At 54.7% G+C, this 15,809-nt stretch carries 8 protein-coding genes; 5 read left to right on the plus strand and 3 right to left on the minus strand.

Features of this window, described 5'->3' with window-relative positions; genetic code table 11:
* Position 1 precedes the first annotated feature (1 nt).
* Positions 2–1,618, minus strand: coding sequence for a sensor histidine kinase (locus tag C4F51_RS04635; protein ID WP_193907605.1), 1,617 nt, complete (start codon positions 1,616–1,618; stop codon positions 2–4).
* A 209-nt stretch (positions 1,619–1,827) separates the two neighbouring features.
* Between C4F51_RS04635 and C4F51_RS04640 the strand changes: the two genes are divergently transcribed.
* On the plus strand, positions 1,828–3,456 hold the full coding sequence (locus C4F51_RS04640) for an NAD+ synthase (protein ID WP_193907607.1): 1,629 nt from the start codon (positions 1,828–1,830) through the stop codon (positions 3,454–3,456).
* A 61-nt stretch (positions 3,457–3,517) separates the two neighbouring features.
* On the opposite strand, the gene C4F51_RS04645 is transcribed toward C4F51_RS04640, so the two are convergent.
* The gene (locus C4F51_RS04645; RefSeq protein ID WP_193907609.1) at positions 3,518–4,423 is read right to left on the minus strand and encodes an outer membrane protein assembly factor BamD; all 906 of its coding nucleotides are present in this window, start codon (positions 4,421–4,423) and stop codon (positions 3,518–3,520) included.
* Positions 4,424–4,613: 190 nt separating this feature from the next.
* Here C4F51_RS04645 and rluD point away from each other — a divergent pair, with 190 nt between their 5' ends.
* From rluD to ppc, 3 genes are all read left to right on the plus strand, one after another.
* The gene (gene rluD, locus C4F51_RS04650) at positions 4,614–5,576 is read left to right on the plus strand and encodes a 23S rRNA pseudouridine(1911/1915/1917) synthase RluD (RefSeq protein ID WP_193907611.1); all 963 of its coding nucleotides are present in this window, start codon (positions 4,614–4,616) and stop codon (positions 5,574–5,576) included.
* Positions 5,577–5,586: 10 nt separating this feature from the next.
* Positions 5,587–6,372 carry a peptidoglycan editing factor PgeF gene (gene pgeF, locus C4F51_RS04655; protein ID WP_193907613.1) on the plus strand — a complete coding sequence of 262 codons (786 nt, stop codon included), beginning with the start codon at positions 5,587–5,589 and terminating at the stop codon, positions 6,370–6,372.
* A 499-nt stretch (positions 6,373–6,871) separates the two neighbouring features.
* Positions 6,872–9,487, plus strand: a complete 2,616-nt coding sequence (ppc, locus tag C4F51_RS04660) for a phosphoenolpyruvate carboxylase (RefSeq protein WP_193907615.1) — start codon at positions 6,872–6,874, stop codon at positions 9,485–9,487.
* Between the two features lie 214 nt (positions 9,488–9,701).
* On the opposite strand, the gene C4F51_RS04665 is transcribed toward ppc, so the two are convergent.
* Complete coding sequence (locus C4F51_RS04665; protein WP_193907617.1) at positions 9,702–12,590, minus strand: TonB-dependent receptor; 2,889 nt, start codon at positions 12,588–12,590, stop codon at positions 9,702–9,704.
* 545 nt (positions 12,591–13,135) lie between these two features.
* On the opposite strand from C4F51_RS04665, the gene C4F51_RS18300 reads away from it, so the two are divergent.
* On the plus strand, positions 13,136–15,793 hold the full coding sequence (locus tag C4F51_RS18300; RefSeq protein WP_193907619.1) for an intermembrane phospholipid transport protein YdbH family protein: 2,658 nt from the start codon (positions 13,136–13,138) through the stop codon (positions 15,791–15,793).
* Positions 15,794–15,809 lie beyond the last annotated feature (16 nt).

The following is a 15,809-nucleotide window of genomic DNA, read 5'->3' on the forward strand; positions in this document are numbered from 1 at the left end:
TTTAAAGGGCTCTTTCTGCGTGAGCCAGTTGGATATGAAAACAGCTGCTGCCGTCCGGTGTTCTGCGAAATTGTATAAACGCCTGGTTGGCTTCGCACAGCTCTTTGCTCAGATATAACCCCAAGCCCGAGCCGGCGTTTTCGGTAGTAAAAAACGGTTCAAAAAGGTGCTTTTCATTTTCTTCGCTGATGCCCGGGCCGTCGTCTACCACATTGATAAACGGGCGTTGTAGTTTTGAGTCAACCCCGGCTACCAGCATTATATGGGGTTTTCCTGTTGCGGAAAGGCTATAACGCAAGCCATTGTCGCAGAGATTGGTTAATACCTGTTGCAATTGACCCGGATCAAATTGGCCGGTAATGCCCGGTGCCAGGCAATGCAGCACAATATCTAGTGGCTCATTTTTACTGCGGCGATAGTCGGCGACAAAGTCTTTCAGCCAGCTGTTTAACATCACCTGTCTGGGTTGTGCGGTGCGGCGGCGGGACAATTGCAAAACGTTTTCGATAATCTGATTCACCCGTTTGCATTGGGCATCAATAATTTCCAGCAACCGCTGATCGCCCGCCGGCAATGCCTCGGATTCGCCGAGTAACTGGCTGGCGTGGCTGATAGCGCCCAACGGGTTGCGAATTTCGTGGGCGATGCTGGCCGTCAAACGCCCCAGCGAGGCCAATTTCAGTTGCTGGGCTTGCTGTGTGATAGAGCGATTGTCTTCTACAAACACCAGTGTTTCGGCTTCATCGCCAGGTTCCAGTGCCGCAAAATTGATCTTCACTTCATCAGACAAGCCGCTATTAATTTTTAAAACGGGCGAGTGCGCTTTGGGCGATTGTTGCCAGAGTTTTACTTTTTCTTCCAGTGCCGGAATATCTTTCAAGTCGCCTTTGCCGCTAGCCGGTTGGCGGAAAGACAGCAGATTCATTGCCGACTGATTGCACAATTCAATTTCATTGTGGCGATTAAATACCAGAATGCCGGTTCTCATGCGCTCAAGAATCAGCCGCGCCAATTTTTGAATATGTGCGGCTTGAATGGCTTGGGATTTTGCCTCTTCTGCAGAGGCCACCAGTTTGCGGGTGAGGTGCTGAAAAACAATGGCAATAATAAAAATCAACACGCCCAGCGATGCGGCAGAAAACAGCGAGTCATGATTGAGCGTGTCATAAAAAAAGCGGTAAAGGCTTTCGGAAATAACCGCGATACATGCCAGGGCTGCGAAAGAAAGTGCAAGCTCGCCGGTTAATAAAATGCCGCCAGCTGCCACCGTAATCAAAGTCAGGTAGCCGAGCCCGTTGGTCACGCCGCCGCTGGCATGCATCATCAAATTAATAGCGATGAGATCAATCAATAAAATGCCAAAGATAAAGGCGGGAGACGGCATGTCCCTGGCGCGCCACAAATACACCATGGAGGCGAAATTGAGCACGGTGTAGGCGCACGCGGTATAGAAAAATAAAGCGGGATCTTCAACGCCTAATACATTAGGGGCCACCTTGTTCTGAAAAAGCAGAATGAGCAGGCTGCCCAGCAAGGTGTGGTAATAGCTATAGGCACGCAACAGCTGATAGGGATTGTGGCCGGGAGCCGGCAGCGGGTTCAGTAAAAGATTGTCCATGTTGTCAGATGTCGGGCCGGGCGTAAGGTTGTAATGGCTGTCATCATAGTGAGTACGCCGGTTTGTTAACAGCCCCTTTGCGAAATGGGGCTGATTAACCGAAAATGGCTGATTGAGTTCAGGCACATGACCTGATAGGGCTGTCTACCGATATCAGGATGGCAGCGCCTTTAGGGCTTTTATTTTGCTGCACAGTAAAGAGACTGCGTATGGTTAACGTGACGATAGGAATGGCACAGATTGATGTGCTGGTAGGCGATATTCCCGGCAATACCTGTAAAGTGCTGGCGGTCGCCGAGCGGGCTTTTCAGGAGCGCCAGGTGGATGTGATGGTTTTTCCCGAGTTGACGCTTACCGGCTATCCGCCAGAAGACCTGTTATTGCGCCCGGCCTTGCAAGGTCGTATTGAAAAGGCGTTGGCCGAGTTGCAAGCGGCGCGTTTGCCGGTGACGCTGGTGGTGGGTTACCCCGTTTTGCGCGGCGGCAAGCTGTTCAATATGGCGGGGGTTATTCAGGACGGTGAATTGATCGCCGAGTATGCCAAGCAGTGCCTGCCCAATTATCAGGTGTTTGACGAGCAGCGTTATTTCAGCAAAGGTCAGGATGCCTGCGTTGTTACCATTAAAGGCATTCCTGTGGCGCTTACCGTGTGTGAAGATATCTGGCATCCGGAGCCCATGTTGCAAGCGCGTGCCGCCGGTGCCCGCCTGATGCTGAACCTGAATGCTTCGCCCTATCATCAGGGCAAGCAACAGGAGCGGGAACAAATTCTGGCGATTCAGGCTAAAGCTGGCGACATGCCCATTGTGTACACCAATTTATGTGGTGGTCAGGACGAACTGGTATTTGATGGCGGTTCGGTATTGGTCGATGCGGCCGGTGATGTGTGCGTGCGTGCGGCAGCTTTTGAAGAGGGCGTTTACACCGCGCGGCTGGAGTGGGATGGCGTCGCGGTTCATTGTCATGACGGCGAGCAGGTGCCTTATCTGTCATCACACGCATCGGTATACCAGGCACTGGTTACCGGCTTGCGTGACTACGTGAATAAAAACCGCTTTAAAGGCGTGTTGCTGGGATTATCCGGTGGTATTGATTCGGCGCTGACGCTGGCAATTGCCGTCGATGCGTTGGGGGCTGATCGGGTAGAGGCGGTAATGATGCCTTTCCTCTACACCTCGGAATTGAGCCGTACCGACGCGGCGGATCAGGCGGCGCGCATGAACGTCAGCTACCGCTCTATCAGCATTGAGCCGATTTACGATGCTTTTATGGCAGGGCTTGAACCCTCGTTCACAGGCAAGCCGCGTGATACCACTGAGGAAAACCTGCAAGCGCGTTGTCGGGGCGTCATCCTCATGGCACTGTCCAATAAAACCGGCTACATGGTGGTAACCACTGGCAACAAAAGTGAGATGGCGGTGGGTTATTCCACGCTCTATGGCGACATGGCCGGTGGCTTTGACGTGTTAAAAGATGTGCCGAAAACGCTGGTGTTTGCGCTGGCGGAATACCGTAATACGCTGGCTGAGGTTATCCCGCCGTCGGTCATTACCCGTCCGCCATCCGCAGAGCTGGCACCGGATCAAAAAGATGAAGACAACCTGCCACCTTACAGCATCCTGGATCAGATTCTGGCGTTGTATGTAGAGCAGGACCAAAGCGCTGAAGACATTATCGGCGCCGGTTTTGACCGCGCTCAGGTGGAGCGGGTGGTGAGATTGGTGGATGTGAACGAATACAAGCGCCGCCAGGCACCGCCGGGAACCCGTATCAGCGAGCGCGCTTTTGGTCGGGATCGTCGTTACCCGATTACCTCAGGTTGGAAAGCGGGTCATTGAGATAAAAAAAGCCCTCGACAGGCGAGGGCTTTTTTACGAACAAAGCAGGGCTTTTTTCAGATTAACTGCGACCCGGGCGCGGCGGACGCTGATACACCGGATCGTACTGCTCACGGGTGTCAAACCCTGGTGGTTCGGACTTTTCAAACAGGCCAAACGTAATACGGTTTACCCACGAGCGTTTGCCATCACCATAGCTGTAACGTTCGTTAAACTCACCGCTGGAATTCAATACCGGGTGGCTCGGGTAGTTGTCGCGTAGAATGGCGAGCGACTGATCTGCAGATTCCTGCAGGCCAAGAATGCGATAACCCTGTACCATAACCGCCAATGCATCCGGAATGGCCGGCGTTTGCGGGTAGTTTTCCAGTACATAACGGCCACGGTTGGTCGCGGCTACGTAAGCGCCACGTTTGAAGTAATAGTTGGCCACGTGAATTTCATAACGTGCCAGCAGGCTGCGCAGATACAGCATACGCTTGCGGGCGTCGGTGGCGTAAGGACTGTCCGGGTAGCGGGTTAATAGCTGCGAAAAATTCGCCAGGGATTCCCGCGCCGGGCCCGGATCGCGCATCGTCAGGTCGGTTGGCAGCACGCGCTCAAACATGCCTTTGTCCTTGTCGTACGCACTCAGGCCCATCATGTAATAGGCGTAGTCAACATTACGGTGTTGCGGGTGCAAACGGATAAACCGGTTGGCGGTAGCGATAGCCGCATCCGGCTGGCCGGACATAAAATAGGCGTAAATCAATTCCAGCTGAGCCTGCTCGGCATAGGTGCCAAAAGGGAAGTTTTCTTCAAGGCTCTGCAGGTTTCTGACGGCGGTTTCCCATTGGCTGCGCTGAAGTTGGGACTCGGCAGCATGATAAAGATCCGCTTCACTGGTATATTTTGGCTCTTTGTTAGCAGAAGAGCAGCCAACCAGCAGCAACAGAGCGCTGAGAAGTAGTGGGTGCAGGACTCGCATAGGACGCTGGACTCGCAAAAAAGGAAATAATTGATTTGTTTATTCGTTAACGCCGTAACGTAATGGCGCAGTATTTAAACACAGTGAGTGACGTTGCCATAGGGGCAAACGGCTCAAAGCGAACTAATCCGGAGCAAACGCCATTCACGGCGAGGCTCCTATCACGCAAGACAGAGGTTATATCCAGCACATGAAAGAAGTCTTCGAGCTTAGCGCAGAGGTTCCGGTCAGTCTCTATGGCCAGCGTTTCGACCAGGTTGCGTCCGAGTTGTTCCCTGATTTTTCCCGCTCGCGTCTGCAATCCTGGATTCGTGATGGCCAGTTAACCCTGGACGGCCGCATCGCCAAGCCCAAAGACAAAGTCATTGGTGGTGAAATGCTGGAACTGAATGCCGAACTTGAGGCGCAAGGCACCTGGGAGCCGGAGCCGATTCAGCTGAATATCGTCCATGAGGACGATCACCTGATGGTGATTAACAAACCGGCCGGCCTTGTGGTTCACCCGGCGGCGGGCAACCATACCGGGACCCTGTTAAATGCCTTGTTAAACCATGCACCTGACCTGATCAACCTGCCGCGCGCCGGTATTGTGCACCGTCTGGACAAGGAAACGACCGGCTTGATGGTGGTCGCCAAAACCCTGCACGCTCATACCGATCTGGTAGAGCAGCTGGCGGATCGCACCGTTAGCCGCGAGTACGAAGCGGTTGCTGTAGGAGCGATGACGGGCGGCGGCACGGTCGATGCGCCCATGGGGCGTCACCCCACCCAGCGTAAATTGATGGCGGTGCTTAGCCATGGCGGCAAGCGCGCCGTTACCCATTACCGGGTGCAAACCCGCTTCCCGCATCACACCCATATTCGCGTCAAACTCGAAACCGGCAGAACCCACCAGATTCGGGTACACATGGCGCACATCGGCTTTCCGCTGATTGGTGATCCGGTGTACGGTAAGCGTTTTAAAATCCCCAAGGGTGCCAGCGAAAACTTGATAGAAACCCTGAAAAGTTTTCCGCGTCAGGCCTTGCATGCTGCCAACCTGGGGCTTGAACATCCGGAAACCGGTGAGTACACCGAATGGTCTGCACCTGTGCCAGCCGATATGCAGGAATTACTGCGTGCGCTTAAAGAAGGCTATCCTGAGCAGGATTAGGACCAGACTGATGACCCACAACCCGGAAAACACCCTGACTCTTCCTTCATTGATTGTGCCTGACTGGCCGGTATCGGCGCGCGTGCGCAGCTGTATTACCACGCGCGGCGAGCCGCAGCCCGGCGATGCCTACGCCAGCTTTAACCTGGCGCTACATGTGGGTGACAACCCCGAACGGGTAACGCAACGGCGCCACCAGCTCTGCCAGCAACTGGGGCTGGCGCGTGCACCTCAGTGGTTGGAGCAGGTGCATGGTATCCGGGTGGTAGAAGCACAAGATGATGACCTGGTACGCACCGCCGACGGTTGTTTTACCAGCGCCAGCGGGTTGGCTTGCACGGTAATGACCGCCGATTGTTTACCGGTGTTGTTGGTTAACAAAAAAGAAAACCGGGTTGCGGCGGTGCATGCCGGCTGGCGAGGCCTTGCTGATGGTGTGCTGGCCAGTGCCGTCGCCAGTTTTGACGATGCGCCGGGCGATTTGCTGGTGTACCTCGGCCCGGCAATCTCTGCTGCTGCCTTTGAAGTGGGCATCGATGTGCTGGAAACCTTTTTTGAAAACGCCCGTAACACTGACCACAGCGAAAAAATTGCCCGGGCATTCACCCCCGGGGCAAAGCCATTACACTTTTTCGGCGATCTCTATGCCCTGGCCCGTGCCGAATTGGAGAGCCTGGGGGTACAAGACATTTTCGGTGGCGATTTCTGCACCTTTACCGACACCGGGCGTTTTTATTCCTACCGTCGCGACGGCGTAACCGGCCGTATGGCCAGCCTGATCTGGTTACAGGAATAAGCTTTTGCGGCGTCGATATTTGCGCTGCTCACGAATTGAACAATTTCCCGCAAGACCGCTGCCTTAGGGTTGTTGTCCGGTTACCACAGGGTGATTAACAACGTTATCCACAGAAGCTGTGCATAACCGGCGCCGGGTAATGCCCGGCACTATGTCGTGGTAATTAACCCGTGCTTGACGTTATGTCGAAGCAAGGGTTTTGATTTTCGGCCGATGGTGTTTTTCAGGCGCAGGAAGTTACTCTTCGGGCTCTGAAAGGCGGCATTTTTCGCCGCTGCCAGCGTCGGATGGTGTCTTTTTTGCATTACAAGACTTGCCAAACATGGGTGTTTCTGTCGAAAATCGGCGCCCGTTACCTGACAGCATGCCGCTGTTTTTTTTGTCGTCAGATGCAAAATGCGCTCACAGCGACGATTTCATGACGTAGAATAGCCGCCCCGCTGCGCCTGGAGCAGCCGTTTTTCAGCGTTAATTACTTGGATTCACTGGGGGATACCCGATGTCAAAATTGCCAGATACCTTGCGTGATAATGTGCGCTTGCTGGGAGAGCTTCTCGGCGAGACGATTCACGCCCACGAAGGGTCAGAACTTTTCGAAAAGGTTGAGAGCATTCGAAAACTGGGCAAAGCCATTAACAGTGCCGAAAACGCTGACTCTGCGCCATTGGTAAAAATGTTGGGCGATCTGAACGATGCCGATGTTCTGCCAATCGTTCGCGCCTTCAGCCAATTTCTCAATTTGGCCAACATCGCTGACCTGGAATATTTTTCCAGCGCCGAATCCGAGCAGGAAGATGGCTTGAAAGCCATGCTGCTGGAGTTTGCCAGTGTGCACGGTAAGGAGAAACTGGCTCAGGTGATTCGTCAGCTGCGTATCGAACTGGTACTCACCGCGCACCCGACCGAAGTTACCCGCCGCACCCTGATTCGCAAATACGAAAATATTTCCCATGCGTTGTCTGAAGTTAAAAACGACAACCTGCTGACCTTTGAAAAAGACAAGGTTCGCCACCGCATTCACCGTCTGGTAGAAGAAATCTGGACCACTGACGAAATTCGCACCGAGCGCCCGACGGCGCAAGATGAAGCCAAGTGGGGCTTCGCGGTGATTGAAAACAGCCTGTGGCAGGCGGTTCCCGATTTTATTCGTCACCTCGACAACCTTTGCCGTGAACATCTGGGCCAGAGCCTGCCGGTCGATGTACAACCCTTCCGTTTCTATTCGTGGATGGGCGGCGACCGCGATGGCAACCCGAATGTCACCCACAAAGTCACGCGTGAAGTGCTGTTGCTGGGTCGCAAAATGGCGGCTGAGCTGTACGCCTCTGATGCGCTGGAGCTGGCCAACGATTTAAGTATGGCGGACGCCAACGACGAGCTGCGTGCCCGTTTCCCGAACAGCCGTGCCCCTTATCGCGATGCCATGTTTGCCCTGCGCAAGCGCTTGCTGGCAACAGCGGCCTGGGCCGATGCCCGTCTGCAAGGTCGCTTCACCGAAGCCCCGGAAGATTTGATTGTTGTTCGCGATGATATCCTCGAGCTGTTGATGCTCTGTTACAAGTCGCTGCACGATGTCGGTTTGCCGCACATTGCCAGCGGCCCGCTGGTCAACACTATCCGCCGTGTACATTGTTTCGGTATCAACCTGGTGCCACTGGATGTGCGTCAGGACGGTGACCGTCACGTAAAAGCGATGGACGAGCTGACCCAATACCTGGAATTGGGCAGCTACCGCGAATGGTCTGAAGAAGAGCGTCAGGCGTTCCTGCTGGAGCAACTCAGCAGCAAGCGGCCGTTACTGCCAGCGCAGTGGCCAAAGTCTGACGAAACCGCTGAAGTGCTCGACACCTGTAAAGTGGTAGCCAACGAGCCGCGCGAAGTTCTGTCGCACTACATTATTTCCATGGCACAGCAGCCTTCCGATGTATTGGTGGTGGCACTGTTGCTGAAAGAAAGCGGTATGCAGTGGAATATGCCCATTGTGCCCTTGTTTGAAACTCTGGATGACCTGGATCGTGCCCCGATTGTAATGGATCGTCTCTGGCAGTTGCCCTGGTATCAGCAGTATTGCCATAAAACCCAGACCGTGATGATTGGCTACTCCGACTCCGCCAAGGATGCCGGCAAGCTGTCTGCCACCTGGGCGCAATACAAAGCGCAGGAAAAACTGGTAGCGCTGGCCGAAAAATATGCCACGCAACTGGTACTTTTCCATGGCCGTGGCGGCACCATTGGCCGTGGCGGCGGCCCGGTAGAAAAAGCCATGAGCTCGCAGCCTCCGGGGTCGGTAAAAGGCCGTATTCGTGTTACAGAACAGGGCGAGATGATTCGCTACAAGTTCGGCGTACCGCGTCTCGCGTTCTCCAACTTCTCGGCCTACGTGTCCGCAACATTGCGTTCTACCTTGTCTCCGCACGCTGCGCCGGCACAGGAATGGCGTGACATGATGGAGCTGATGGCCTCGCAAAGTGTTGAAGCCTATCGTTCTGTTGTACGCGGTCATCCGTCTTTCGTGCCTTACTTCCGCAGTTTGACGCCGGAGCAGGAACTGGGTCTGCTTGCACTGGGTAGCCGCCCGGCCAAGCGTAAAGTCAGTGGCGGTGTAGAAAGCTTGCGAGCTATCCCGTGGATGTTTGCCTGGACGCAAGTGCGTTTGAACCTGCCGGCCTGGTTGGGCACCCGTCAGGCGCTGGAATACGGTTTGAAAAATCACCCGGCGATTCTGGAAGATATGATTGCCAACTGGCCGTTCTTCTCCAGCTTCCTGGATCTGCTGGAAATGGTTATCGGTAAAGCTGATCGTCAAATTTGCGCTTACTACGAACAGCAACTGGTGCCGGTGGAATACCACGGCCTGGGTGAGCAATTACGTGCTGATCTGGCTGCGCTGGAAGTGTTGATGAATCGCATCAAAAAGCAAACCGAATTGCTGAGCGATGAACCCATTCTGCGTCGCTCTCTGGCAGTACGTAAGCCTTATGTTGATCCGATCAACTATCTGCAAGCCGAACTGATGAAGCGCTACCGCAGTAGCGAAGATATCAGCCCGGATCTGGAGCGCGCCCTGAAAGTTACCATGATGGGTATTGCTGCCGGTATGCGCAATACGGGTTAATTTTCCCGAAATCGCATCAACAAAAACGCCACGCTTTGTCGTGGCGTTTTTGTTGGTGAAGTTCGTTGTTTTAAACTATGCAGTTGGTGCCATTTTGTCCGTTTGTCATCATTTCAGATATTCAGCCAACGTAAAAATAAAAAAGCCCCATCATAAGACGGGGCAAAGGTTACCGCGGGGTTTGCATGCGTCCCCGGGATCGGCCAGAGGAACGCTAGAACTTGCCGCGCAGCCCCAGCATGACGCTGAAGCCCGGGTCGTAGTATTCGTAGGTGGCGTTATCGTGCTGGAAGGTGTTGCGTGAAGATTCTCCGGTCAGGTTGATAACGTTTAAAGTAATTTGTGGTGAAGTCGGCAAGCTTTCCAGTGAATAGCTGGCTGATAAATCCCACTGGCCGCGCGCATCGGTTTTCAACTCGGCATCGGGCACGCTGTTCTGGTTGGGGCCGGAAATGGTTTGTTTATCATTCCAGGTATAAGACAAGCGGATGGACGCGCCGAAGTTTTCCCAGTAGCCGGTAAAGTTCCAGGTGACCGGTGCCACGCCTACTGCTTTCGCAGGTGCGCCACTGCCTTTGCCTTCCTGGCTGATATGCGTGTAGTTGGCGCTAAAGCCCAGGCCTTCCAGCACATTATTTAATGGCTGCACCAGTGTTAATTCCTGCCCGGTTAAATCCAGTTGGCCGCTATTAACCTGTTGCGCAACAGACACCATCGCCGAGCCTGGTCCACCGCGGCTGTTGAGCGCCGACTGTTGAATATCGGTCAGCGTGTCAAAAGGAATGCCCAGCGACTGGAAGGAAACGGTATTGGTGCCCAGTACGGTAAAACCGGTAATTTGTTTTTTAAACAGCGTTAAGCCTATGTAACCCTCTTCACCGGTATACCACTCGCCACCAATATCGAAGTTAGTAGAAAGGTAGGGCGCCAGGTTCGGGTTGCCTTGTACTGCTTCCTGCGCAGACGGGTCGCTGAAGGTGGTGTTTGGCAGCATGTTGCTCGGGTTGGCGCGGGTCATGGTGCGGGATGCCGACATTCTCAGGATGACATCTTCGGAGACATTGTAGGCCGAGTTGAATGACGGCAAAAACGCATCGTAATCAGAAAGAAAACTTTGATAGCTGCGTTCGCCGCCCAAGGTTACCGGGCCGTCAATGCGCTGGTCGGTGGTGACATAACGTACGCCGAAATTGGTGCGCAGAATGCGCTGTGCAATTTCCGATTCGGTATTTAATTCAATGTAAGCGCCGAGCGTTTCTTCCGAAATAAAGCCGGTTTTTGCACCGGTTGCGGCTGTGTCACTTTCCGGAGCATTTCTATTCAGCTCCGCGTAGTTGCTGGCTTTTTTAAGGCGGTCAAAATCGACGGTGATAAAACCGTGCGGGCCTGGTTTCAGGTAAGAACCCAGTTGGCTATCCGGAATGGCGGCCAGCTCGCCACCAACGCAGCCGGGGCGAGGGTCCGGCACGCTGCCATCAGGATTCAAACCGCGACAGGTAATGTCTTCCCAGGCAGGGCTGTTGTCGTATGAGGTAATGCGCCGGGAGATATCGTCAAAGGCGAGGCCGAATTTAATGTTTTGTACATCGTCACCAAAGCGCACATCAAAACGCGCACCTTCGGTTTCTACCACCCGTTTTTCATTGGAAATATTCAGGCGACCACCGTTCCAGCTCCAGCCGGCATCGGGATCATTCAAATCCACATTGGTAGAGACTGAAGGAAAGTTGCCGCCCTTGTTGTTGAAGTCAACGGTGATGCCCTGGCCCATTGGCGTGGCGACCAGAATACTGGGGGATTCGCGGAAAAATTCGCTGCGGCCTTTATTGATTTGCGCATCAATGCGCAGCTGATCGTTGATCGTCCAGGAGACGCCGGGGTTGATGTTGTAAAAATCCAGGTTTTCTTTATATGGGCGAGCTTCGAGAAAAAACTGCGCGTTGGCAAAAGTGCCGCTGGTAACGACGTTGTTGCTGTCCACTTCCATATTCATCGGAATGACCGCGCCGTTGCGACCCACCCAGTTCATCGCGAGGCGGTCAAAATCCCGCTCGGCATCGGCCCAGAGTGTATCCAGATAAAAATTCAAATCGTCGGTGGGGCGAAATTCCAGCGAGACCAGGCCGGAAATACGATCGCGGGTGCCGTCGATGTAGCTGGGGCGATTCAAGCGAGGCGTGAGGCCATTGGCAATCTGGTTAATATCCAGCCCGGGGTTTAACGATTGCAAATAAGCGGCATCAATCGGTGTGCCGGGTACCAGACCATTGCCTACGCCATTGGGAACCGTGTCAGGAATACGGTAGCCGTTACCACCGATCAAATTACAATTTGCAGCGGGGCCACCGCACTGTGCATCGGTCAGGGCCGGTGTGGTCCAGCCAATGGTTTCGTAGCCGGTAATGGTGGATTTGTTGTTAACCGCGGCAACGCCCACCAACACCCCAAAGGTGTCGTCGTCATTGGTCCAGCTGGCGGTGAGTGAGCCGCGCGGGCTTACTTTTTCATTAATTTCGCCGTAGCTGCCTTGCAGCTGGTAATTCACATGAGTGCCCGGATTATCAAACGGGCGAGCACTGCGCATATCCACGGTGCCCGACAGGCCGCCTTCGGACATACTGGCCACCGGCGATTTATTCACATCAAGCCGGGTAAATAATTCGGTGGGAAAAACGTCAAGGTCGACTTCCCGGTTCTGATTTTGTGAGCCGATACGGCCACTCGATGCCACGCCAATTTGTGCGCCGTTCAGGGTGATTTTGGTAAAGTTGGTGCCCAGCCCGCGAATCGCAATGTTCATGCCTTCGCCATTCATATCGCGGATCAATTGAATGCCGGGCATGCGGTTAATGGATTCTGCGATGTTCAAATCGGGAAACTTGCCGATATCTTCAGCAAACACCGATTCACTGACATTCACCGATTGCCGTTTGGCAGAAGCCGCATCGGTCAAACTTTTCCGATAACCGGTAATCAAAACTTCTTCAATATCTGCACGGGGTTGGTCGGTGGAGGATTCCTGTGCAAAAGCCGGCAGTGCCAACGCGTGAATAACAAGGCTCAGCGCGCTGTACTTGAACAACGAATGGCGTGGTTTATCCATGATCAGATTCCTGAATTATTATTAGCGGTTCTGACAAACGGGCGTTTGTCCTGACACCTTGCAAGCGGGCGATATTGTTTTTGTTGTGCACTTGTATACAAGATGGTCGTCCTGACTATATATCTGGTGCACTAGTGTGTCAAATGAGTTTGGCGGTGATTCGATAACATTCACGATTTGTGCAGCCAGTGGCGCATTTATCTTTTCGGTTTGAGCGGCGTGTTACTTATTTGACTCGATCCGGTTTGACTCGACCCGGCGATGGGGTTGGCATTATGAATGTCTGCCAGTGGCGATGCCATGCGGGATACTGCCTTTCAGAGCGCAAACTGCTACGCTTGAAACAGGGTTAATAAATCCCGGCGGCCTTCCGGTTCCAGGGGCGCGCGTCAAGCGGTGAGGTGTGATCAGTTTGTCCGCGGTAAGCCGGTCGGCTGGTTGCGCAGAAAACTCGCCGGGTTACAGCCCGGCCGAAAACCGAGTGAGAGAAACAGATTGAGAACAACCCGATTAAGCAAAAAACCGGTGAGAAAAAGGATCGCGGTGTGAAGGTATCCCTGTTGTGGCGTCGCATTACTATCGGATTATTCATTGCCCTGATGGTGATCATATTAGTGCCTGCCATCCTGCTGTGGCAGTTGCCCCGCATTATGGAGCGCTACGGGGTGTTTGATGCCCGCTGGCAGCTCACGTCATTCAGCCCGCGTCAGCTGGTTATCGAGCATGCGTCTTTTCGTGTGCAGCAACCGGGCTTTGCCGCTTTGGTAGAGATGCGCAATTTCTCGGTGAGTTGGCAGTGGGCGGGTTTGGCTATGCCGAAGATTTTGCAGGTCAATATAGCCGCCGGGCGGTTGCGATGGCTGCCGGTTGCTGACCAGCCGGTTCCCGAGGTGGCGGACGACGCCGGGCCTTTCACGCTGCCGGCGTCCTGGCAATTGCCGCAATGGCTGCCGCAGCAAATTCATGTGGATCACTGGCGTTGGCAGCTTCCCTGCACCCGAGCGGGTGGCTGCGAACTGGCATCCGGGCTGCAAGTGCTGCGTCAGGGGCAAATGCTGGACGCCCGGCTGATGGTACATAACACCCCGGAGCCTCTGGAGCTGAGCCTGCAATGGAACTCGGGTGAAGGCGGCACAAAGTACAGTCTGCCCGCGGCGCAATTCACCCTGGCGGGCGGCCGCTTTATCAATGCCGAATTTATTACCTCACTGGTTGGCGATGCTGCTGGTGATTCGCCCCGCTGGGACGGTAACCTCGGGCTCACGGCTATGGCGCCCGATGCGGCCTGGCTGGAATTTTTAGGCGAGTGGGTTTCCGTTGAGCAATGGCCGTCGCTGGACGCCTTTACCAACCCGGTCACCCTGTCGCTGGTCTGGCAGGCGGACGCGGAACCTCTGCTGGCCGCCAGCGATTCCTCTGACAGCTCTCTGAATTATCAATACTTTCTCAATGAAATCCACCAGCGTTTACACGGCAAGGTGGAATTGTCGGCGTTATTGCTCTCCGCGATACCGGTACCGGCGGTGGGTGATCTGAGCGGGCAAATTCGACTGTCTCTTGCGGCTCGTGATGGTGTGCTGTTGCAACACGCACTGGCGGTAGAAAGTCAGGTAGACGCGTTGGTATTGCCCGACGCGCTGGCAACGCTGGATACCGGCTGGCAATCGTTAACCCTCAAGGCACACTCTGCCTCGGCTGAAACGCCAACGGCGTTGGAGGCTTTGCCGCTGGCACTGGATATAGCCCTGGCCGGCAAGGTAAACACCCGGTTAGTGGTGGCGGCCACCGTTGCCGATGATTTGCAGACGCTGAACATTGAAGATGGCCGGCTTACGCTGGATGCCGCGCAATGGCAGCCTCTGGAAGGCTGGCAATTATCCGCTGTGGCACTGGACAGCCACTTCAGCCTGGCTTGGCAGCAACCGGAGCTGCGTTTCTCGCTCTTGTCTCCGCTCAGCCTGGCGGGCAGCGTGAAAATGGAGGGTTTGGGGGTGCAAGGCGCGCAGCTTGCCTTGTCGCAGCTGGAGCTACAGGGCAACCCGCAATTATGGCAGCAAGTGCAATTGGCGCTGACTGGCGATCTGGCCGTTGCGGCTATCGAGCAGGAGATGTTGCAAGCCCATCCCTGGCGCTGGCAGGGCAGTGTAAAAGCCAATGCGCCTGGTGATACTGTGCCGCTCGCCCACGTCGATGGCTCTCTGGTATTTGATGATCGCCTGACGGTAACCCACAAAGCGATATTGCAGGAAAGCGGCTGGCAGGCTGAGGTAGAAATGCCGGATGTCTTCCTGTTAGCGGGGAACCCTTTCGCCCTGCTAACACCTTTATGGCCGGAATTGCTGACCCTGGCCGCCGGGCGCACCGGCGGCAAAGGCAAGTTTTCCGGGGACTGGCAAATGGAAAAGCTGCGCGGCTCGCTGGCCTGGCGGCTGGCTGATGTAGGCGGTGTGTATGACACCACGGCGTTTCGCCGAGCCACGGGTACACTCAACCTCACTCTGGGTGAGCGGCTATCGCTGGCAACCGACAATCTGGTGGTGGGCGAGGTGGTGCAGGGGTTCACCTTCGCGCCCATCACTATGTCTGCCCGCTACAACGCGCCGCTTGGCGATCTTATGCAAGGGCAGGTGACGCTGGGTAAGGTGGAAGCCGGTCTGCTGGATGGGCTGGTCAGTGTAGTGCCTGCCACGATGGACTTCAGTAAAGCGTCGCAGCCGCTGGAAATTGAACTGACCAACGTCGATCTCGGCCGCTTGCTGGCGGAGCATCCGTCCAGTGATCTGACCGGTACCGGCAAAATTTCCGGCCGTGTGCCGGTGGAACTCACCAAAACCGGCTTTATTGTGCGTGAAGGCCGTCTTGCCGCCCAGCAGCCTGGCGGTCGCTTGCAGTACCGCTCGGCGCGGGTCAACGATATTGCCAAAACCTCCGAAGGCATGAAAGTCATCACTGATGCGCTGGATGACTTTCACTATACTGTGTTGGATAGCGGCGTCAGCTATGATGAAAATGGCAAGCTGATGCTGGCGGTGCGCTTGCAAGGCAGCAATCCGGCTTTGGAAGGCGGGCGGGCGATTAATTTTAATATTACGCTGGAAGAGGATTTGCCTGCTATGATCGCCAGCCTGCAACTCGGCAACCAGCTGGGAGATGACATTAAAAAGCGGGTGCAACAGCGTATTCAACGCCGTTCAACTCCCTGATTTGTTCATCACCGGT

This window comes from Cellvibrio polysaccharolyticus (genome assembly GCF_015182315.1).
Lineage (GTDB): Bacteria > Pseudomonadota > Gammaproteobacteria > Pseudomonadales > Cellvibrionaceae > Cellvibrio > Cellvibrio polysaccharolyticus.